Annotated in this window: 17 protein-coding genes; 4 read left to right on the top strand and 13 right to left on the bottom strand. The window is 38.4% G+C overall.

The genetic code is table 11. From position 1 onward, the window contains the following. Positions 1–78 precede the first annotated feature (78 nt). The 4 genes from argB to acsA form a co-directional block, all read right to left on the bottom strand. Positions 79–870 carry an acetylglutamate kinase gene (argB, locus tag ACB089_RS05615; RefSeq protein ID WP_374965609.1) on the bottom strand — a complete coding sequence of 264 codons (792 nt, stop codon included), beginning with the start codon at positions 868–870 and terminating at the stop codon, positions 79–81. After that, positions 833–2,065, bottom strand: a complete 1,233-nt coding sequence (gene argJ / locus ACB089_RS05610) for a bifunctional glutamate N-acetyltransferase/amino-acid acetyltransferase ArgJ (protein WP_374965608.1) — start codon at positions 2,063–2,065, stop codon at positions 833–835. The genes argB and argJ overlap by 38 nt, the downstream gene beginning before the upstream one ends. Positions 2,066–2,156: 91 nt before the next feature. Continuing rightward, a complete protein-coding gene (gene argC, locus ACB089_RS05605; protein WP_374965607.1) occupies positions 2,157–3,191 on the bottom strand; it encodes an N-acetyl-gamma-glutamyl-phosphate reductase in 1,035 nt (344 codons plus the stop codon). Positions 3,192–3,442: 251 nt separating this feature from the next. Next, positions 3,443–5,170 (bottom strand): acetate--CoA ligase, encoded by a 1,728-nt coding sequence (gene acsA / locus ACB089_RS05600; protein WP_374965606.1) that lies wholly within the window; start codon positions 5,168–5,170, stop codon positions 3,443–3,445. A 343-nt stretch (positions 5,171–5,513) separates the two neighbouring features. Here acsA and ACB089_RS05595 point away from each other — a divergent pair, with 343 nt between their 5' ends. The 3 genes from ACB089_RS05595 to ACB089_RS05585 are packed head-to-tail and all read left to right on the top strand — an operon-like array spanning position 5,514 to position 7,978. After that, positions 5,514–6,146, top strand: coding sequence for a GNAT family N-acetyltransferase (locus ACB089_RS05595; protein ID WP_374965605.1), 633 nt, complete (start codon positions 5,514–5,516; stop codon positions 6,144–6,146). 24 nt (positions 6,147–6,170) lie between these two features. After that, complete coding sequence (locus tag ACB089_RS05590) at positions 6,171–6,821, top strand: acetoin utilization AcuB family protein (protein ID WP_374965604.1); 651 nt, start codon at positions 6,171–6,173, stop codon at positions 6,819–6,821. Then, positions 6,818–7,978 carry an acetoin utilization protein AcuC gene (locus ACB089_RS05585; protein WP_374965603.1) on the top strand — a complete coding sequence of 387 codons (1,161 nt, stop codon included), beginning with the start codon at positions 6,818–6,820 and terminating at the stop codon, positions 7,976–7,978. The genes ACB089_RS05590 and ACB089_RS05585 overlap by 4 nt, the downstream gene beginning before the upstream one ends. 106 nt (positions 7,979–8,084) lie before the next feature. Here the strand turns inward: ACB089_RS05585 and ccpA are convergent, their stop codons facing one another. Both ccpA and ACB089_RS05575 read right to left on the bottom strand, forming a co-directional pair. Continuing rightward, a complete protein-coding gene (gene ccpA / locus ACB089_RS05580; protein ID WP_374965602.1) occupies positions 8,085–9,089 on the bottom strand; it encodes a catabolite control protein A in 1,005 nt (334 codons plus the stop codon). Between the two features lie 187 nt (positions 9,090–9,276). Further along, on the bottom strand, positions 9,277–10,362 hold the full coding sequence (locus ACB089_RS05575) for a bifunctional 3-deoxy-7-phosphoheptulonate synthase/chorismate mutase (protein ID WP_068984016.1): 1,086 nt from the start codon (positions 10,360–10,362) through the stop codon (positions 9,277–9,279). A gap of 172 nt (positions 10,363–10,534) precedes the next feature. Here ACB089_RS05575 and ACB089_RS05570 point away from each other — a divergent pair, with 172 nt between their 5' ends. After that, entirely contained in the window at positions 10,535–12,691 is a 2,157-nt protein-coding gene (locus tag ACB089_RS05570; RefSeq protein ID WP_374965601.1) for a cell division FtsA domain-containing protein, read from the top strand. 67 nt (positions 12,692–12,758) lie between these two features. On the opposite strand, the gene ACB089_RS05565 is transcribed toward ACB089_RS05570, so the two are convergent. The 7 genes from ACB089_RS05565 to ACB089_RS05535 form a co-directional block, all read right to left on the bottom strand. Then, the gene (locus ACB089_RS05565; protein ID WP_368638219.1) at positions 12,759–13,259 is read right to left on the bottom strand and encodes a YtxH domain-containing protein; all 501 of its coding nucleotides are present in this window, start codon (positions 13,257–13,259) and stop codon (positions 12,759–12,761) included. A gap of 133 nt (positions 13,260–13,392) precedes the next feature. Next, a complete protein-coding gene (locus ACB089_RS05560) occupies positions 13,393–13,899 on the bottom strand; it encodes a DUF948 domain-containing protein (protein ID WP_368638218.1) in 507 nt (168 codons plus the stop codon). A 111-nt stretch (positions 13,900–14,010) separates the two neighbouring features. Beyond that, the gene (gene murC / locus ACB089_RS05555; protein WP_374965600.1) at positions 14,011–15,324 is read right to left on the bottom strand and encodes a UDP-N-acetylmuramate--L-alanine ligase; all 1,314 of its coding nucleotides are present in this window, start codon (positions 15,322–15,324) and stop codon (positions 14,011–14,013) included. A 227-nt stretch (positions 15,325–15,551) separates the two neighbouring features. Next, positions 15,552–19,184, bottom strand: a complete 3,633-nt coding sequence (locus tag ACB089_RS05550) for a DNA translocase FtsK (RefSeq protein ID WP_374965599.1) — start codon at positions 19,182–19,184, stop codon at positions 15,552–15,554. Between the two features lie 187 nt (positions 19,185–19,371). Beyond that, positions 19,372–19,986, bottom strand: a complete 615-nt coding sequence (gene ytpR / locus ACB089_RS05545; RefSeq protein ID WP_368638215.1) for a YtpR family tRNA-binding protein — start codon at positions 19,984–19,986, stop codon at positions 19,372–19,374. Next, entirely contained in the window at positions 19,983–20,807 is an 825-nt protein-coding gene (locus tag ACB089_RS05540) for a DUF1444 domain-containing protein (RefSeq protein WP_374965598.1), read from the bottom strand. Before ACB089_RS05540 ends, ytpR begins: the two co-directional genes overlap by 4 nt. Before the next feature lie 253 nt (positions 20,808–21,060). Further along, on the bottom strand, positions 21,061–21,579 hold the full coding sequence (locus tag ACB089_RS05535) for a hypothetical protein (protein ID WP_374965597.1): 519 nt from the start codon (positions 21,577–21,579) through the stop codon (positions 21,061–21,063).

Genomic DNA, 21,579 nt, shown 5'->3' with positions numbered 1-21,579 from the left:
TTCCACAGTTAAAACCTTCAACCATCCTCTCTAAACAACTATATTGCTACCGCAAAGCCACTAGAACGGCAACCTTATCTATAATGAGGAATGACTTTTACTGAGTGAATCTAAAATCGTCGTACCTACTAGGGAATCGCCAACAATTTGCACTGATGGAATACCTGCACTTAAGCATTCAAGAGCCCCTTGAACTTTAGGTATCATACCACCATAAATATGACCTTCCTCAATCCATTGATCGATTAAGAAAGACGTCGCTTTCGTTTGATACTCATCATTCACTCGAATGCCACTTACATTCGTAACAAGCAATAAACTATCTGCATCTATAGCTAGTGCTATTTCACTTGCTACTGTATCTCCATTAATGTTTAACGCCTGACCATGTTCATCTGCTCCAACGCAAGCAATTACTGGTACAATACCCGCACTAATTAATGCTTCTAATAAAGATGTATTAACAGCTTTTACTTCACCAACAAAACCGTATACATCTTTGTCTAAATAATCCGCTACAAGTAACTGCCCGTCAAAACCGTTTAAACCAATAGCAGCAATACCCGCCGTTGTTAATTCATGAACAAGAGCTGGATTGACCTTTCCTATTAACGTTGACTGTACAATAGTAATTGCAGCTTCGCTCGTTACACGAATACCGTTTACAACGTGTGATTCTACCCCACGCGCCGCAAGCTCACGATTAATGGCCGGACCACCACCGTGTGTAATAATAAGCTCTACACCACTATCTTGAAGCTTTTTAAAATTCTCATAAAACGACTCGTTTAAGCCTTCTAACGTACTTCCACCAAGCTTAATGACCATTCGTTTACGAGCGGTATGATGCATTGATTTGAACATAGTCATAAGTAAGATCACATCCCCAAGCATGCCCCTTGCCCTCACCCATACCAAGTGACACATAGATTTTCACTTCATTCATTTTTAAAATTTGAATTAACTCATCTTCTGAGAATGGGATGGGCTCACCATTTTCGACCATTGTTGCGCCACCAATTTGGATTGTAATTTTATCTGGATTAACTGTTGCACCACTGTAGCCTACAGCAGCAATAATACGCCCCCAGTTCGCATCACAGCCAAATACTGCCGTTTTCACAAGCGGTGAACCTACTACCGTTTTTGCAATTTTACGTGCCTCTTCATCCGAAATGGCCCCTTCTACTTCAACCTCAATCAGTTTCGTTGCCCCTTCACCATCTTTGGCAATCATTTTTGCTAAATCTTGTGCTACTGTTTTTAGAGTATAGTAAAAGTTTTGCCAATCTGGATGGGTAGGCGTTAAAGCTTCATTTCCTGCTAAGCCGTTTGCCATGACAACTACTGTGTCATTTGTAGATGTATCTCCATCCACTGTGATTGCATTAAAAGTGAGATTTGTAATATCAGATAATGCATACTGTAAAATATCTGATTCGATATTTGCATCTGTCGTAATAAAGCCAAGCATCGTTGCCATATTCGGTTCAATCATACCTGAACCTTTAGCAACCCCAGCGATAATTACCTCTTTACCGTCAATTGTCGTACTATAACTTGTGTTTTTCATCACAGTATCTGTTGTCATGATTGCTTGTGCAAAATCAATAGCACTTTCTAAATTATCCATAGGCTCTAACTGAATAATCCCATTTGCCACTGGCTCCATATTCATAATTTCACCGATGACACCTGTTGAGCAAACCCCTACTAGACTCGCCTCTATGCCAAGCTTTTCTGCCATTAGGGACTGCATTGTTAGTGCATCCTTTACACCCTGCGTCCCTGTACACGCATTAGCATTTCCGGAATTAACAATCATCGCCTGCATTTTCTTCGTTGCGTACACAACCTCTTTCGTTACTTTTAATGGCGCTGCCTGAACTGCGTTCGTTGTAAATACACCTGCAACACTTGCTGGTACTTCACTGACTAACACAGCTAAATCTTTTTTCTTATGCTTTAATCCACAATGTAAACCTGCAGCTTTAAAACCCTTTGGTGAAACAATATTTTTAATTGACAATTTTTTCATAATACTCGTTGATGCTATTAATGTCATAAATAATTCCTCCTTAGTTAATCAATTTTCCTTGGCATATAATAGTAGCTGACGTTCTGCTCTCGCTACATAAAAGATTCGCTGAAAGAAGTTAAATAAAGAATGGAACGACATCTAGTCCTGTCGTTTGAGGTAAATCAAATTGAACGTTCATATTTTGAATCGCTTGCCCCGCTGCCCCTTTGACCAAATTATCGATGACCCCAACAATTGTGGCACGATTTGTACGGCTATCTACCTTCACCAAAATATCACAATAGTTCGAACCTTTAACACGGTTTGTTCCTAGACTATTTATATCTGTTACAATTCGCACGAACGGATGCTTTTCATAAGTATTCTGCAAACAAGCTACTAACTGCTTCTCTGTAACACCAGGCATAACTGGCGCATACGAGGTCGATAAAATCCCTCGTGTCATTGGCACTAAATGAGTATTAAAGGAAATGGTTGCATCGACACCGGCAAACATTGCAATGGACTGTTCAATTTCTGGTATATGCTGATGCGTATTGGTTTTATAGATGGAGAAGCTTTCATTCACCTCACTAAAATGTGTCGTTTGCGAAGGCTTATTTCCAGCCCCCGAAATCCCACTTTTCGCATCAATCACTAAAAAGCTCGGATCAATCAATCGCTCTTTTAGCAATGGCAACAACGACAGCAAAACCGCTGTTGGATAGCACCCAGGGTTTGCGATAAGAGATGCATGTTGAACCTGCTCTGCATTCCATTCAGTTAAGCCATAAACACTTTGCCTAATGATATCCAGTGGCGCCGCCTTTTTACCGTACCACTCTTCATAGCTTGGTGGATCTTTTAAACGGAAGTCCCCAGACAAGTCTATTAACTTAGGACCTTTCCCTACCAATGGAGGTAATAGCTCACTTGTCACCCCAGAAGGCGTACTTGTAAAAACAACATCAAATTTCTCCAAAGCCCCATAATCAATTTTTTGTAATGGTGTATCAGCAATATGAACGAGATGACCAAACTTAGAAGAAAAAATTACACCTTCTTCTGAAGATGTGAATAAATCGATCCGCTCCACCGCTTTATGATTATGTAAAAATCGAATAAGCTCTAATCCACCATATCCGGTTGCACCTACAATTCCTATTTTCAATACACTCACCTCTGAAATAAGTTAAAATTAGTATACGTCTGTATATTTATTAAGTCAATTGAATTTTTATTTATTCTTATAATTTTCAAATTTATTTTCTCATGTACAAATCCATCATTAATTATCACTATAAATTCAAAAAAGAAGGCAAGGACTCTTTCACTCATCGAATGAATCCCTGCCTTCTTTTTATACACCAGATGTATAAATATCAACATGTAGAGCGTTATTTTATATTCGCGCTACAAAAATTAGTCTTCCAACGTAGATAAATCGCCAGTTGGTAAATTTAACTCCCATGCCTTTAACACACGACGCATAATCTTTCCACTGCGTGTTTTTGGTAGCTTATCCTTAAATTCGATTTCGCGTGGCGCAGCGTGTGCAGACAAGCCCTTCTTGACAAAATTACGAATATCCTCAATTAATACATCAGAAGGTTCAATACCCTCACGTAATGATACAAAAGCTTTAATAATTTCACCTCGTACAGGGTCTGGCTTCCCAATAACCCCTGCTTCGACTATATCAGGATGCTCTAGTAGTTTACTTTCCACCTCGAAAGGCCCTACCCGCTCACCAGCAGTCATAATAACATCATCCACACGTCCCTGGAACCAGAAATAGCCATCATCATCCATATAAGCTGAGTCCCCAGATACATACCATTCTCCTTTTAAGAAATAAGATTCATATCGCTCTGGATTCCCCCAAATTTGACGCATCATTGCCGGCCACCCACGGCGAACAGCAAGATTCCCCATTGTAAAAGGCGGTACTTCATTACCAGCATCATCAACAATCGTCGCATGGATACCAGGTAATGGTTTCCCCATAGATCCTGGCTTAATATCCATAGAAGGATAGTTACAAATCATATGTGCACCCGTTTCCGTCATCCACCATGTATCATGAATACGGTGACCTAGTTCATCAATACCCCAACGAATTACTTCTGGATTTAACGGCTCACCAACAGATAAAATGTGGCGTAAAGAAGATAAATCATAATTCTCAAGCATGCCACTACCAGCGCCCATTAACATTCTGAAAGCTGTTGGTGCGCTATACCAAACTGTTACACTATAATCTTCAATTGCTTGGTACCAAGCTTGTGGTGAGAATCTTCCCCCAACAATTAGCATTGTGACACCATTTAACCACGGACCGAAAATGCCATACGCTGTGCCTGTTACCCATCCTGGATCAGCCGTACACCAGTAAATATCATCTTCACGCAAATCTAGTACCCATTGTGTGGATTGATATTGTTGAAGCATTGCGTTATGGACATGTAAAACGCCCTTTGGTGCTCCAGTTGATCCAGAAGTATAATGAAGAATCATCCCATCCTCTCGCTCCACCCATTCAATGTCAAATTGAGAAGATGCCTCTTTCAGGCGTTTATTGAAATCTAAAATTTGTGATGTTTCCTCTATATTAGATCCAACTAAAAAGACGTGCTGTAAATGCGGTAGCTTTGCTAAAGGTACTCGTTCAAGCAACTCTGGTGTCGTCACCAGTACTTTCGCTTCACTATCTACCAACCTGTCATAAACAGCACCTTCCATAAACGCCTCAAATAACGGACCCACAATAACGCCCATTTTCAATGCACCTAATAATGTAAAATAAAGCTCTGGTGACCGTGGCATAAAAATAAATAAACGATCCCCTTTTTCTAAATTTGTTGCTGTCTTAAAAACATTTGCCGCTTTATTTGTCAGCTTTTTCATTTCATTGAAAGAATAAGCCTCTTTACGCTTACCATCATTAAAATAAAGAGCAACTTTGTTTTTCCGATACGTCTCTGTATGACGATCGATTGCCTCATACGCCATATTCACAAGACCTGTTTCATACCAACTAAATCCCTTTTCTGTCTCTGTCCAATCATGTACCGCTGCTGCTTCCTCATAATCAGGCAAATTGTATTGCCCTATTAAAGCATCCAACTTCTCCATCATTTTCATCCCCATGAAACTACCCCTTTCTTTGCTATCGCTTTAGAACATTAGTAAGCAAATTTCAAATCTTAATTTCACTATTTTCCCCCTTAAAATTCGCTATCTTCTCTAAAGACAAATACGTTATGTAGCAATTGTTATATAACAGTTTATGCGGTGTGAAATTAATCAATTATTATTCACACGACATTCATCTGTTAAATAACAGATGCAATATAAATATATTTTACACGAATTTACTAATAATGTCTCAATATTTTTATTTTTCCAAAAACACAGGTATATTTTGCAAAAATAAGCGTTTTTCCGCAAGAAATCAGCTATAATGGAATCATTAAACTCAGGTGGTGTAATTATGGAACATAAAAAAACTTTTTTTTCTGTCACCAAGGAAACAAAGCATGGTACTGTGTATGTGGAAGGACCTGTACCTCCAGAAAAATTAGCTACGTATTCATTCCACGAAGGTTTGGTTGCTTTTAGACCTCCAAAACAACAACAACAAGCCATTATAGAAATTGCAGGACTTCCTGAAGGACGAATTATTATTATCCGAAATGAAAATATCATTGTAGGCTACGTCACTTATCTATACCCTGATCCATTAGAACGATGGGCGGAAGACCGAATTGATAACATGATTGAGCTAGGTGCCATTGAAGTCATTCCAGAATATCGTGGAACAGGTGTTGGTAAAGCACTGCTAGCTGTATCTTTTACGGGAGATGAAATGGAAGACTATCTTGTTATCACCACCGAATATTATTGGCATTGGGACTTAAAAGGGACTGGTTTAAACGTTTGGGATTATCGCAAAATGATGGAGAAAATGATGAGCTCCGCTGACTTCGAATATTTTGCTACAGATGATCCTGAAATTACATCACATCCTGCTAACTGCCTGATGGCACGCGAAGGAAAACGTGTGCCTCCTGAGACAATGGAAAGATTCGATAGACTTCGTTTTAGAAATCGCTTCATGTATTAAACCAACACAAAGGGGATTGAGTATATGATCGTAGAAGAAATTATGAATGATGAGCCCTACACGCTGGCTCCGACAAATACAGTATTTGAAGCGCTTAAGTTAATGCGCGAGAAAAAAGTACGTCATGTGCCAGTTGTAGACGAGGAACATCACGTTCTTGGGGTTATTACTGAACGAGATATTAAAGAGGCTTTACCTTCCTCATTACGGGATGAACCAAATTCTCCAGTTTTTAATGCAAAAGTGGAAGAAATTATGGTTAAAAATCCACTTGTCGGCCATCCACTTGATTTTGTAGAAGAAGTGGCTCTTACTTTTTATGAATCCAAAATAGGCTGCTTACCCATTGTCACTGGAGGGAAATTAGTTGGAATTGTGACTACCACAGATTTACTCTATACATATATAGAGTTAACTGGTGCCACTGACCCTGGCTCAAAAATTGAAATTCGCGTATCCGATACGCCAGGAATATTATTTGAGATTACAAAGATTTTTCATGAACATCATGTAAATGTCCAAAGCGTCCTAGTTTATCCTGACTCTGAAAATGCCCAAAATAAAATTCTAAGCATCCGAGTAAAAACACTGAATCCACTCGCCATGATTGAAAATCTTCGTAAAGAAGGCTTTGATGTATTATGGCCTAACTTACCAGGTGTTTCGTTACAATGAAAAAAGCAGTATTTGTATACTCGCCAGAGCAACTCGGATATAAATTTTCAGATACCCATCCTTTCAATCATAAACGCTTGACGCTTACAATGGATTTGTTAAAAAATATAGACGCTCTTCATGATTTAGATATCGTTCCAGCTCGTGTCGCTACGGAGGAAGAGCTTTTGCTAGCACATGATCCAAAATATATTGATATCGTTAAAAGAGCAGGGCACGGTGAGCTTTCAGAGGCACAATGCGAAAGCTACGGCATAGGTACCGAAGATACACCCATTTTCGAAAACATGCACGAAGCAAGCGCACAGCTTGTTGGCGGAACGCTAACAGCTGTCGATTATGTTATGCAAGGCAAAGCCGAGCACGCCCTCAATCTAGGCGGAGGGCTACATCATGGCTTCCGTGGTCGTGCATCAGGTTTTTGTATTTACAACGATAGTACAGTAGCTATTCGCTATTTGCAGGAAAAATACAAAGCTCGTGTACTTTATGTGGATACGGATGCCCATCATGGAGATGGTGTACAATGGAGCTTTTATGAAGACCCAGATGTTTGTACATTGTCTATTCATGAAACGGGTCGCTACCTTTTCCCCGGAACTGGTAATATTACAGAACGTGGAAATGGGCAAGGCTATGGCACTTCTTTTAATTTTCCAATTGATGCTTTTACAGAAGATGAGAGTTTCCTAGAAATATATGAAAAGGCTATGCGAGAAGTCTTTGAATTCTTCAAGCCAGATGTTGTACTAACACAAAACGGCGCAGATGCACATTTTTTCGATCCATTAACTCATTTATATGGAACAATGAATATTTATAGAGAAATCCCAAAGCTTGCGCATAAATTAGCACATGAATATTGCGACGGTAAATGGATTGCTGTCGGTGGTGGAGGCTACGATATTTGGCGTGTGGTGCCTCGTGCGTGGTCTATGCTATGGCTTGAAATGACCGATCAGCAATTACCGACAGGACCTCTCCCTCAAGCATGGATAGATCGTTGGCAGGCTGAAGCACCAGTGCCTTTTATTCCAACTTGGGAGGATCCAAATCCCTTGTATGAGCCAATCCCTCGAAAAACTGAGATTGAAGAAAAAAATGCGCAAATGCTTGCCAAAGCGCTACATATTATTCGCACTGAAAAACGCGCTTAATTTTACGCCTCACGATTTTCGTGGGGCTTTTTTATTTGTTTTCAATCACCTATCCGTCTACATAAAAAACACGTAAATCATCGACTGATTTACGTGTTAAGTACCATTATTTACTTTTGACAGATTGTCGATGTTCAATGCGATGAGGTAAAATTACTGCTTTGTCCTCAACAGGCTCTTTGCTCATCAATTTAGTTAGTAAGCGCATTGCAACAGCTCCGATATCGTACAACGGTAGCGCTACACTTGTAAGCTGTGGACGTACCATACGTGCTAATTTTGAATTCTCAAAGCTGATCACTTCAATATCCTCAGGTACATTTTTTCCTACATCCTGTGCACCATGAATCAGCCCGATTGCCAATTCATCACTACCTGCAAAATAAGCAGTTGGCGGATTTTCAAGTGAGGATAATGTTTCCCACGCCTCTAAGCCCATATCATAGCTCGATTCTTCTCCAGCAATTAGTGATACATCTATAGGTAAACCTGCAGCTTGTAAGGCTTTTTTATAAGCTTCAAGTTTGAATTTTCCATTAATAGTATAAGTAAGCGGACCTGTTACAAAGCCGATTCTCTTATGCCCGTTTTGAATGAGCAAAGTAATCGCCTCATAAGCTGCTTGGTAATAATCAATATTCACAGTCGCGATGGTTTGTGATTCATCTACTGAACCTGCAAGCACAATCGGTACAGGTGAATGATCCATAGTTTGTTGCATTTTCTCCGTTACTTCATCACTCATCATAACAATACCGTCAACCTGTTTTCCCAGCATTGTATCCAGTAGCTGTAGCTCTTTATCTTCATGTTGATCTGAGTTGGCTAAAATAATATTGTAACGATACATTGTTGCAATATCCTCTACACCACGTGCCAGCTCCGCATAAACATTATTTGCAATATCTGGGATAATCACGCCAACTGTTGTTGTTTTCTTACTTGCTAATCCTCGCGCTACTGCGTTTGGACGATACTCTAATCGTTCAATTACTTCTAATACTTTTTTTCGTGTTGCTGGCTTTACGTTTTGATTGCCATTGACTACACGAGAGACTGTTGCCATAGAAACATTTGCTTCTCTTGCAACATCATAAATTGTAACAGTCATCGCACGTGCCTCCCTTTTTCCTTTTATAGCCTTATAATACGATAATTTTTATAATCTTTTCAAGAAGAAGTAAGTATATGAAAAGAAAAACCAAGTACAAATAGTATTATTCTAGACATTATTTTGTCACGATATATAGTAAAAAACCGCCTGCTACTAATTAAGCAAGCGGTTTTTATCAAAACAATTAAGCATGGATTTCATAGTTCTTCATGAAATTTTGTAATGTTTCGTAGAAAGCATCAAATGTTGGAATATCCATTTGTTGTTGTGAGTCAGATAGTGCTACAGACGGATCTGGATGCACCTCTGCCATGACGCCATCAGCTCCAATTGCGATTGCCGCCTTAGCACATGGTAATAGTAAATCACGACGACCTGTTGAATGCGTAACGTCTACAAATACTGGTAAATGCGTTTCTTGTTTTAAAATTGGTACGGCAGAAATATCTAATGTGTTACGAGTTGCTTTTTCGTAAGTACGGATACCACGTTCACAAAGAATAATGTTCTCATTCCCTTTAGACATAATGTATTCTGCTGCGTGAATGAATTCATCAATTGTCGCTGCTAAGCCTCGTTTTAAAAGGACAGGTTTGTTTGCAGCACCAGCCGCTTTTAATAATTCGAAGTTTTGCATATTACGTGCACCAATTTGGATAACATCGATATAATCCAATGCTTCCTCTAAATGACTTGGTGTAACAATTTCCGTAATAACGGCTAAACCGTATTCCTCTGACACACGTTTTAAAATTTTCAGGCCTTCTAATCCAAGACCTTGGAAGTCATATGGAGAAGTACGTGGTTTATACGCACCGCCACGTATTAATTTTTCACCTTTTGCTTTAATAGATGCTGCTACTGCTGCTACTTGCTCGTATGATTCTACAGCACAAGGTCCAAATACGAAAGATGGTTTTCCTTGGCCAATTAGCTCACCATTCACATTAATGACAGTATCTTCTGATTTCTTTTTACGAGATACAAGTAACTCTTTCTTCTTATCTGCTTCAAGTTGTTTTAAAGCTGTTTTAAAGATTTGCTTAAATATATAATCAACCGTCATTTGATTTAACGGACCTTGATTGTGTTCTTTGATGAGATCAAGCATGTGTCGTTCACGTAATGGATCATAACGATTCACACCTTGTTTTTCTTTAATCTTACCGATTTCATCAACTACAGTTGCTCGTTCGTTAATTAGACGAAGAATTTCTAAGTTTAAGTCGTCTATTTGACTACGTAAACTTTCTAAATCTTTTTGGCTCATGCTTCTTTCCCCTCTCCTCATGACAGACACTTTCAGAACTCTGAAATGTATGTTACATTTTTAGATATTAGCATCATTATAATCAATGTTGTACAGAATGTCACGCATTTTTAATTTAGCGCTTCAACTCGCTAAATTATATTAACATATTTCGAGAAAGGAAGCGAGTATTTTGAGTTCAAAATTATTTGCACTTGATATCGGTACACGTTCTGTAGTGGGCATTATTTTAACTGAAGATAATGACCGCTTTCACGTGGAAGACATCTTAATAAAAGAACATAAAGAACGCGCCATGGTTGATGGTCAAATACATAATGTCATGTATGTGGCAGATTTAATCAATGAAATTAAACATGAACTTGAAGAGAAGCACGGTCCTTTAACAAAAGTGAGTGTCGCTGCGGCTGGTCGCTCATTAAAAACAGAACAAGCAAGCGTGACAATCAATATACGTAGTCGGCCAATCTTTACAGAAGAGGATATAAGTCGTTTAGAACTACAAGCTGTTCAACAGGCACAGCAACAACTTCTACAACATAAAGAGGATACCAAAATAAGCCACTATTATTGTGTTGGTTATTCAGTTCTATATTATCGATTAGATGGTGAAGAAATTGGTAGCCTACTCGATCAGCAAGGTGATGAGGCACAAATTGAAGTTATTGCTACGTTCCTGCCTCGAGTTGTCGTAGAATCACTAATTGCGGCTCTTAAACGCGCGGATTTAGAAATGGATGCACTAACGTTAGAACCTATTGCCGCTATTAATGTCCTGATCCCGCCTACTATGCGCCGTTTAAATGTTGCACTTGTTGATATTGGAGCTGGGACTTCCGATATTGCCATTACTGATAAAAGTACTGTTGTCGCCTATGGTATGGTGCCAACAGCTGGTGATGAAATAACAGAGGCTTTAAGCGACCACTATTTACTCGACTTCCCTGTTGCTGAAAAAGTGAAACGTCAACTGCAAACAGAAGAAGAAATTTTAATTCAAGATATTTTAGGCTTTGATCAATATTATCCGAAAGAAGAAGTTTTTCAAGCAATTGATCTTGCTGTCAAACAACTTGCAAAAGCCATTGGGGAAGAAATTTTACGCCTTAATAATCGTACAGCTCCTAAGGCGGTCATGCTGGTTGGTGGAGGAAGCTTAACACCCAACCTTACGACTGAACTTGGACTAGTACTAGATTTACCAGCAAATCGTATTGCCGTTCGAGGGATTGATGCCATTCAAAACTTAACGAAAGAAGAACATATTAAAGCATCGCCTGAATTGGTTACACCAATCGGTATTGCCATTGCAGCAAAAAAAATGCCCATTCAATATATGAGTCTAACTGTCAATGAACAAGTAGTTCGCCTTTTTGAATTAAAGGAAATGACCGTTGCCGATGCATTTTTAGCAGCCAATATTCGAGCAAAACAATTATATGGTAAACCTGGACATGGATTATCAGTGAGTGTAAATGGACACGATATTTTCATCCCTGGTGGTCACGGTCAACCGGCGGAAATTTTAGTAAATGGGCATCAGGCATCTACTAAAACGATGATTAAAACAGGCGATGCCATCCAGTTAATTGAAGGCCAAGACGGTCAGCAAGCTACTGCTACAGTAAGAGATATTGTAGATGATGCTGCCATCAAAACAGTCACGATTCAACACACAAAATATGTAATTGAACCACAAATTACTGTTAATGGTTCCTATGCATCTCTAGATAGTACAATTAATGATCGAGATGTTGTTAAGTTTGAAATAGCTGAAACAGTAGAGGATGTATTTAAAAACACAAATAATTGGGAGTTATTAAAACAATTTGAGTCATTTTATATTCAAGTAGACGGAAAGCCACTTTATTTACCAGAGTTTTCAGCGCAATTAATGATTAATGGTAAACCTTCTAAAATGACATATGCTGTACAAGATGGTGATGTTATTACATTTCAGCAACAAACATTACCAACTGTTCAACGTATTGCTGATCAAATGAATGTTTTACTTGAGGATAACATCATCATACATTTCCAAAATGAGGTGTTGGAGCTAAAGAAGATGGCAAACGAAGTACTCGTTAATCAAGTAGTCGTATCACCACTTTCAACAACACCAAATGGAGCAACCCTTTCATTTAAAGAAAAAGACCGAAGTCGTTGGATTTACCAAGATGTATTCCGCTTCTCCAATTGGCAACTACCTACTACATTTAAAGGTAACTTTACAATTTTACGAAATGGTCAACCGGCAAGCTTTGATATGGAGATTTTCGGAGGGGATAAATTAGAAATTTTACTAGAAGAAGCGTCTATATCTCACTAAAAAAACGAAAAGGGATCCAATACGTCATTGGAAAGACGTATTGGATCCCTTCTTTATCGCTCATGCATTAAGCGCGAACTTCTTCACTTTTTTCATCAGCTTGCACTTTTTTTTCACTAGCATCCTCTGCTTTAGGCTCTTCGCTAGGAATGAAATCCCCTAGTGGCTCTTCACCCTCGAAAGAAACAGTACCATCATCAAAAACAGTTGGTGCCTTTGCTGATTTTAATGTTTTAACTTTCTCTACTAATTGTGTAGATTGCTCTTGAAGTTGTTTAGATAATTGAACCGTTTTATCTTTTGCAGTTGTCGAGAAATCTGCACTCTTATCCTTAAAGTTAACAGCTTGTACTGCTACATCGCTACGTAAATCTTTTCCTGATTTTGGAGCTAATAATAAGCCTGCAGCTGCACCTACTATACCCCCAACTAATGCGCCAATAACAAAATCTTTCATGTTCACACGCTCCTCTTCATAAATCGATTCTTGCGGATGATAAAGCTGAGGCAATGAACTTTCAAGTTGTTGTTCCTTCACTTCATTAAAATTTGGCTTTTGAGTTGTCATGCAACAATTCCTCCCCATAAAATAATCTAATTTGCCTAGACTGGTTGTCCATCTGCTTTCGCGGATGCATCTTCAACTTATGCCTAAGACTTTATTTTTATTCAGTTGACATTCAATGTCTACCGAATAATAATCACTTTTTACGGCCCCATCTTCTTTTCGATTTTTCCGACTGCTCTGGTTCAAAAGAGTAAAGATCTTCTTGACCCATGTCATGTGCCTGATCGATGATTTTACGCTTCTTCCACTTATCAGCAATACCCATTGCGACATTGCTCCACTGAACAACCTGTGCAATTTTTTCTTCATTGTGTTCTACACTTTTGGAAATCGAAGAAGTGATTTGCTGTACAGACGTATTTAGACCGTTCACAGAGTCACCAATGCCCTTGACTGCATGAACAACGGAATTTAACTGCTCAGATTTTTCTTGAATATCCTCTGCTAAGCTATTTGTTTTGGATAGCAAGGAAGTCGTTTCGCGTGTAATACCCTCCATTTGTCCCTCAATACCTGATAATGTCCCAGCTAAGCTGTTAAGAATTGATTTGAGCGAAAATAATGTCATGCCGACGCTCACACATAAAATTAAAAACCCGATTGCTGCAATGATTGCTGCAATATACAAAATAATTTCCATAACTAGACCTCCCGGAAGTAAAAATTCTCTTTACTATTCCTTTCCATATCTTCGACAAAAAAAACTAATTTCCTCCTCATTTTTGAGAAAAAACAGCTTATTCCTTACGGACTAAGCTGTTTCGTTGTTTTTTAGCACGTTTTCAAAGGCATCTTGGAATTTGTGAACATCTCCAGCACCCATAAATAAAAATACTGCGCGCTCATGCTTTGTAAGTACTTCAATTCCTTCAGTAGTAATCACTGCACTACCTTCAATTAAAGATGCTAAATCTTGGATTGAAAGTGCACCTTGTGTTTCCCTTGCAGAACCAAATATATCACATAAGTAGGCTGTATCTGCAAGACTTAGACTATCTGCAAAATCCTGTAAAAAAGCTTGCGTACGTGTAAATGTATGTGGTTGGAAAATAGCTACTAGCTCACGATCTGGAAATTTTTGTCGTGCCGATTGAATCGTTGCACGTATTTCAGTTGGATGATGTGCATAGTCGTCTATTAAAACATTATTTCCAATATCCGTTTCTGTAAAACGTCTTTTCACACCTTTATAAGTGATTAAACGTTCTTGGATAATGTCTGGTGATATTCCTTCGTACTCGCAAAGTGTAATAACCGATAATGTATTTAATACCGCATGATCTCCAAACAATGGGATAAAGAATGTACTATAAAATTCATTGCGAACAAATACATCAAATTTTGTACCCTCTGTTGTTTTTTCAACATTACGAGCCTCAAAATCATTTTCAGCTCCAAAGCCATAATATACAACCGGTACCTTTGCTTGAATACGTTGTAGCTGTTCATCATCACCACAAGCAATAATTGCTTTTTTAACCTGTAATGCTAATGATTGAAAGGCTGAATAAACATCCTCTATGTTTGCAAAGTAGTCTGGATGGTCAAAATCAATATTAGTCATTACAGCGTAATCGGGATTGTAAGCTAAAAAGTGTCGACGGTATTCACATGCCTCCATTACAAAGAAGTCAGCATTTTCATGCCCAGCTCCTGTTCCATCACCGATTAAATATGAGGTTGGTTTATAACCTCCTACAACATGCGACATTAAGCCTGTCGTAGATGTTTTACCATGTGCACCAGTAATAGCAATCGACGTATAATTACCGATATATTCACCTAAAAATTTATGGTAGCGAACAATTTCTACACCGATTTGACGAGCACGTTCTAATTCGGGATGGTCATCAGGAAATGCGTTCCCTGCAATAATTGTCATACCTTCTTTAATATTATCTGCATTAAATGTAAAAATTGGAATATTACGTTCACGTAACGGTTGCTCCGTGAAGAAATATTTATCAACATCTGAGCCCTGTACTTGTTCACCAGCATCAAATAAGATTTGTGCAAGTGAACTCATGCCAGAACCTTTAATGCCTGTGAAATGAAAAACTGTCATTAATTAAACCCCCCGGGAATTCAATATCCCTTCTATCATCTATTAGGTGTATCGTATCTTTTACTTATTATTAGGTATTAATACCTTTTCAAGTGTTAAAAAATACGTACTAATCAACACATCTTGTCTATTATAGCACTATTTATGCACAAGGATAAATGTGTAACTTTTCTAAAAATACGAAATTTGACGTAAAAAAGATAATCTATACGAAAACAATGCAATTATTATTCAAACATAGCAATTAAATCTTCTTCCGTAATGTAGCTTTCTCGTGGTTTACTTCCTCTTGCCTCAGACACAAAGCCATGAGACTCTAACATATCGATTAAACGAGCAGCACGATTATAGCCAATATGATATTTTCGCTGAACCAAGGAAGTCGATGCTCCTCCCTGTTCATACACAAATCGGCAGACATCCTCAAACAGATCATCTTGCTCAGCTGAAACTTCCGTTTTCTTCAAAAGTTCCTCTTGATCAAATATATAATCCGGCTCTCCTTGCTCACGAACATGATCAATAATTGCTTCAATTTCATCATCTGTCACAAATGTCCCCTGCAAACGCACTGGGGCAGACATACCATTACCTAAATATAACATATCGCCTCGTCCAAGTAATCTTTCTGCGCCTTGCCCATCTAAAATAGTACGTGAGTCTATTTGTGATGATACCGCAAAGGCAATACGTGTAGGAATATTTGATTTAATAAGCCCTGTAATAACGTCAACAGACGGTCTTTGAGTTGCAACAATTAAATGGATACCACAAGCACGCGCTTTTTGTGCAATACGACAGATCGCTTCTTCTACATCTGCAGGAGACATCATCATTAAATCTGCTAATTCATCAATGACAATTAGAATATACGGTAATTTTAAGCTATGTTCATTATTTTTATCCGCGATTGCATTATAACGTGTAATATCACGTGCACCTACATGAGCAAATAACTGATAACGACGCTCCATTTCCTCCACTGCCCATTTGAGTGCAGCAGTAGCAGCCTTAACATCTGTGATGACCGGACTAACTAAATGTGGGATATGATTAAACGGTGCTAACTCTACCATTTTAGGATCAATAAGCATCAGCTTTAATTCATGTGGTGCAGCTTTATATAGCAAACTAACCAAAAGTGAATTGATACAAACTGATTTACCAGAACCTGTAGCTCCAGCAATTAAGCCATGTGGCATTTTTCGCAAATCAATGGTTACAGGCTTCCCTGTTAAATCCAGACCCAACGCTGCTTCTAACGGTGAATCTGACTCGAGGAAAGAAGCACTATTTGTCACTTCTGATAGTCGAACTGCGCGAGATACACGGTTCGGTATCTCAATGCCAATTGAGCTCTTCCCAGGAATCGGAGCTTGGATGCGGATATCTTTCGCTGCCAACGCAAGTTTCAAATCATCTGCTAAATTACGGATTTTGCTAACCTTCGTACCATGACTCACTGTTATTTCAAATTGTGTCACGGCTGGTCCTTGCATAATAGATTCTATTTGAGCTGAGACTTGGAAGTAAGACAAAGCTTCAACCAATGTATCACCCTGTTGCTCCATCCACTCAGTATCCTGTGTTTTTTCCTCAGGCGGCTCTAAAAACTCATCATTTGGTTTTTGATACACATGAACAGGTTTTTGAGGATCCTCCATTACTTGATTCTCTACTAATGTTTCATCTGATTTGGAAGGTCGCTCTGGATATTCACCTGTGCCATTAGAATCCTTCTCAGAAATCTCTATGTTGTTTGTAGGAAGCTCCTGTTCAATAGTTGCGTCTGTTTCCATTTCGGTAGTTGCTGAAATTTCGTCAGAACTCTCAATGTCTAGTACTTTCTTTTCTAATGTCGAAACGCTAGACATTGTTGCTACTGGTGACATAGTAATAACTGAAACACTCTCTGTTGCAGCATTGATTGGTGCAGTATTTTGAATAATAGCTTCGTTTTCCTTCGTCGATTGCGGTGCTGTTTCATTGTCCATCTCTAACTCACCAATCTCTGAAGATAAAGGATTTTTATTTTCTTCTTTCTTGGATGGTATTAATCTCTGTTCTACATCCAAATGAATAAGTTCAGAAGAAGGCTCTTGGGCTTCTTGGACTTCTTGAGCTTTTTGGGCCTCTTGGACTTCTTGGGCTTTTTGGGCTTCTTGAGCTTCTTGAGCTTCTTGAGCTTCTTGGACTTCTTGAGCTTCTTGGACTTCTTGGACTTCTTGAGCTTCTTGGACTTCTTGGACTTCTTGAGCTTTTTGGACTTCTTGAGCTTTTTGGGCTTCTTGGGCTTCTTGAGCTTCTTGAGCTTCTTGAGCTTCTTGAGCTTCTTGAGCTTCTTGAGCTTCTTGAGCTTCTTGAGCTTCTTGAGCTTCTTGAGCTTCTTGAGCTTCTTGAGCTTCTTGAGCTTCTTGAGCTTCTTGAGCTTCTTGAGCTTCTTGAGCTTCTTGAGCTTCTTGAGCTTCTTGAGCTTCTTGAGCTTCTTGAGCTTCTTGAGCTTCTTGAGCTTCTTGAGCTTCTTGAGCTTCTTGGACTTCTTGAGCTTTTTGGACTTCTTGGACTTCTTGGACTTCTTGAGCTTTTTGAACTTCTTGGACTTCTTGAGCTTTTTGGACTTCTTGGACTTCTCGAGCTTTTTGGGCCTCTTCAACAATTGTTGTGGTTGGCTTCGTATTTTTAAATTGCTGTTGTATTCTCCATTTCTCTTTATCTGTTTTAAGCATTAGGACATTAAAAGGAATACCGCTTTTTTCATGCTTGGCTTCTTCTACAGATTTCTCTTCTAACACCTCTTGCTCACCAGCTTCAGTTGTTGGCGGCTGGATTACTGTAACTTCCCCAATATGGATGGTAGAATTTTCTATTTGCACTTGTTCTACAACTACTTCTTTTACATGAATTTCTGATTGATTCTCTGAAAGTTGTTCACCATTCAGCTCGTGCTGAACGGCCTCTTTCACTTGATCTTCAAATTCTACGGCAAAGGAAGTTGTTTGCAGTGCAGGTAATTCCGTGTTCGTTTCATCACTAGGCTGGTTCGTTTCATCTGTAAATTTTTCATCAAAAGTAATCGGTTGCTTTATTGGTGCTTCAATTTTTTCATGGACTTCAAGCTGTTCAGGTTCTTCTTTCTGAACTGTGCTCATAGGCTCTTTTTCTTTTAGTATATTTTCAATAGCCTCATTTGTTGTCGCTTCTTTTAAAGTCTTAGTTGCTGTAGGTATTGCAGACTCTTTCTTGTCATGCTCTTCCTTCCGCTTCTCTAATAATTGCTCAATTGGGCTCGGCTTAGAAAAACCATAAACCGGTGATGGGACATCACTTGGTACAAAGCGCTTGTGATTAGCAGCTAAATCACGTTCAACTGTCTTTTCTGGTGAATTATTAGTTTCTTTAGGAGTAATAGGTGGTTCATTTTGTGCATCTCGAAAAACAAGACTTGCTCTTGTCCGATTCGTTTGTTCAGACTGACTTCGTGTAACTGTCGTTCTACCAGTTCGCTTCGTACGATTTGCTAATAAATCTCGAATTCCTGAAACCTCAATATCATAAACACTCGAATCCACAATATGATTATTTAAATGCTTCGGCAGAGATAAATCTTCAATTTGTCCGTAATTAGCATCCTCCATTTGATTGAATGCTTCTTTTGATGATGTTGTTGATGGTGAAGCTGAAAACTCCTCATCCTCAATTAACGGAAAACGAAAAGTTTTTTGCTGTGATCCAGGTGCTTCTTTAAATGAGTGCAGCTGCTCAGATTGTTCTTCTTCATAGTCTTCATAAAATTCCTCATATTCGTATTCATTGTCATCTTTATTTACAAATTTATTTATTTGCTTTTTAAACCAATTCACATTATTCACTCATTTCTATTACACTTCATTTATAGCATCGTCTATGTCATTTCAAAAACAAATTCAATGTCTATAACAAAAAGCATACCATAAAAATGTGATAGAAACTTGCATATAGAGGCTCATTCTAGACAAAAAAATCGTTATGTTACTAGCATATTAGTAGCATAACGATTTTAATTATATTTTATCTAGTTGGCGTTTCAAACGCACTACCAATTACTTCATCTTCTGGTAATACTAAAATTCCTTTTTCAGAAGGTGCATTTGGTATTGCTAATTCACGTGCTGAACATAACATACCGTATGAATCAACACCTCGTAAATTACCTTCTTTAATAAGCATACCCGAAGGCATCACTGCACCGATTTTTGCCACGACAACTTTTTGACCTGCTTCAACATTAGGCGCACCACATACAATTTGTAATGTCTCCTCACCAACGTTTACAGAACAAATGCTTAGTTTATCAGCATTTGGATGCTTGTCCTTAGTTTCTACATAACCCACAACAAATTTTGGAGAAAAATCTACATCAAGACTAATTTCAGCGCCATTTTTTGCAATAGCTGCCTCTAGCTGTGCAACTAATTCTGGAGTAACTTCAACTAAACCTTTAGCATCAGTTTGTATATAGCTGCTGGCATTAAATAAATTAAATGCTTTTATTTCTCCTGTCTGTGCTTCCTTTAAAATAGCGATATCGCCTGCACGTTCTACCTCTGTTTTCACGATTGATTCTGTTGCTAATTGTACTAGCAATACATCTCCTACATGCTCTTTGTTGTAAAATACATTCATTGTTTCTCTTGCTCCTTTTTAACTCTGTTTTTTGCTAATATAAAGATTGGTTCTAACTCCCCATCTTCATAAATAAAAGATAATGACGTAATCGGTACGGTACCGACAGCGAAGAAATGCATCGTCATCTGTGCTAATACATCATACCCTGTTTCATTCCGAATATCACCTACTATTAATACGTCCTGATGTGGCACAGATAACGTCATATCGCCCTCAATTTTAGTCTGCATGTCTTTCAAAAAGTTTTCATTTAAAATGCGACTTGCATCGTAGCCATCATTAGCATTAACAAAATAAAAAATATTCCCTGCAACTTCATCTTTCTTATAAATTGTTGGTAGTTGCTTTACAGAAAATCGTGCCATTTCACGAATTTGCTCTACTGTTAATTGTAGTACCTCTAACATGGATTCATCAATAAAACGATAGGTTTTTCCTAAATCAAGCGCATAAAAAATACGTGTTTCAGCTGTATGTTCAGTCGTGATGAATGCATGCCCCTCCTTCGAGGCTTGAGGGTAGGATGTTGCGCGAATAACGGGATAAATTTGCGAAGTAGCTTGAAATCCTTGTTCCATCTCTTGCTCCATAGCATTAAAGGTTTGCTCGATTGTATAAACAACTTCATCGATTGCAGCCCCTTGCTTGTCATTATATTTTGCTAAAATACCTGGTAGAGATAGCTCCATCCCTTTACCAATCTTTTTATGATTTAAACGTAATTTATCGTACTTTTTGTCAAATTCAAAATCAAACGTTTCCTCATTTAATTGTTGCTTTAATAGGGACACAAGTTGTTCTGATTTAATTTGTTTCACCTAGCTCACATCCTTTCTTTAAAATCAATATTGCCTCGGCGTAATTGAAACTGTCGCTTCGTTAGTACTACACTTTCGCGCAGATAATTTGCTACAGGACGTGCGTACTTAGACTGAGTTCCTCTACTTCAGGAATCTACACCCTCATTCAACTCATCAACTATAGAAGGCGAAATCTTTCGTAGACTAATAAATGCTGAATGAGAGAAAACGGCTCACATGTTTGTGAACCGTTCTGTTCAAAACTATCCAATTACTTAATCTTAACCGAATGAACGATTTTCGTCATCTCATGTAAATTATCTTCAATATGTTTTACCGGAGAAATGGTCGTCATTTTTACGCCACCGCTACTGACAATAAGCTCATATTCGTCTTCATTGTCAGTTTTTGAAACAGCTGAAAAGCCGAAAATACCATCCTTCTCATACGTATTTTCTTCAATTATCTTTTTTGAACTATCCTCTTTTAATAAATTGTAATAGAGTTTACTATCTGCATCTTCGCGATCATTGATGAAAAGAACATAACTCTCTTTTCCTTTAGTTACCAATATATTATATGCATCTGAACTATCTTCAACTTTAAAGTTGGAAGGTAAGTATAATTCTACATCCCCAATACTATCTGTGTGCTTCTCTGGCTCTCCTGCAAAGACAGTGTCTGTTGTTTGAAGTCCATTTTTAATTTGTTCATCAACAGATTGATTACAGCCAGTAAGTCCCAACAGTAAAAGCATTAAGCCTACCGCTCGTAGCCATGTATGAGACAT

Source organism: Lysinibacillus sp. RS10, from assembly GCF_041956855.1.
Taxonomy (GTDB): Bacteria; Bacillota; Bacilli; order Bacillales_A; family Planococcaceae; genus Lysinibacillus; species Lysinibacillus xylanilyticus_A.
The sequence above is the reverse complement of the archived record's forward strand: the minus strand, read 5'-3'. Positions and strand labels throughout refer to the sequence as shown.

What these genes read in the sequence shown, in the direction of transcription:
- argB (WP_374965609.1), bottom strand. Translation starts at nt 870, where the DNA reads ATGACTATGTTCAAATCAATGCATCATACCGCTCGTAAACGAATGGTC.
- argJ (WP_374965608.1), bottom strand. Translation starts at nt 2,065, where the DNA reads ATGACATTAATAGCATCAACGAGTATTATGAAAAAATTGTCAATTAAA.
- acsA (WP_374965606.1), bottom strand. Translation starts at nt 5,170, where the DNA reads ATGGGGATGAAAATGATGGAGAAGTTGGATGCTTTAATAGGGCAATAC.
- ACB089_RS05595 (WP_374965605.1), top strand. Translation starts at nt 5,514, where the DNA reads ATGGAACATAAAAAAACTTTTTTTTCTGTCACCAAGGAAACAAAGCAT.
- ACB089_RS05590 (WP_374965604.1), top strand. Translation starts at nt 6,171, where the DNA reads ATGATCGTAGAAGAAATTATGAATGATGAGCCCTACACGCTGGCTCCG.
- ACB089_RS05585 (WP_374965603.1), top strand. Translation starts at nt 6,818, where the DNA reads ATGAAAAAAGCAGTATTTGTATACTCGCCAGAGCAACTCGGATATAAA.
- ccpA (WP_374965602.1), bottom strand. Translation starts at nt 9,089, where the DNA reads ATGACTGTTACAATTTATGATGTTGCAAGAGAAGCAAATGTTTCTATG.
- ACB089_RS05575 (WP_068984016.1), bottom strand. Translation starts at nt 10,362, where the DNA reads ATGAGCCAAAAAGATTTAGAAAGTTTACGTAGTCAAATAGACGACTTA.
- ACB089_RS05565 (WP_368638219.1), bottom strand. Translation starts at nt 13,259, where the DNA reads ATGACAACTCAAAAGCCAAATTTTAATGAAGTGAAGGAACAACAACTT.
- ACB089_RS05560 (WP_368638218.1), bottom strand. Translation starts at nt 13,899, where the DNA reads ATGGAAATTATTTTGTATATTGCAGCAATCATTGCAGCAATCGGGTTT.
- murC (WP_374965600.1), bottom strand. Translation starts at nt 15,324, where the DNA reads ATGACAGTTTTTCATTTCACAGGCATTAAAGGTTCTGGCATGAGTTCA.
- ytpR (WP_368638215.1), bottom strand. Translation starts at nt 19,986, where the DNA reads ATGAATGTATTTTACAACAAAGAGCATGTAGGAGATGTATTGCTAGTA.
- ACB089_RS05535 (WP_374965597.1), bottom strand. Translation starts at nt 21,579, where the DNA reads ATGTCTCATACATGGCTACGAGCGGTAGGCTTAATGCTTTTACTGTTG.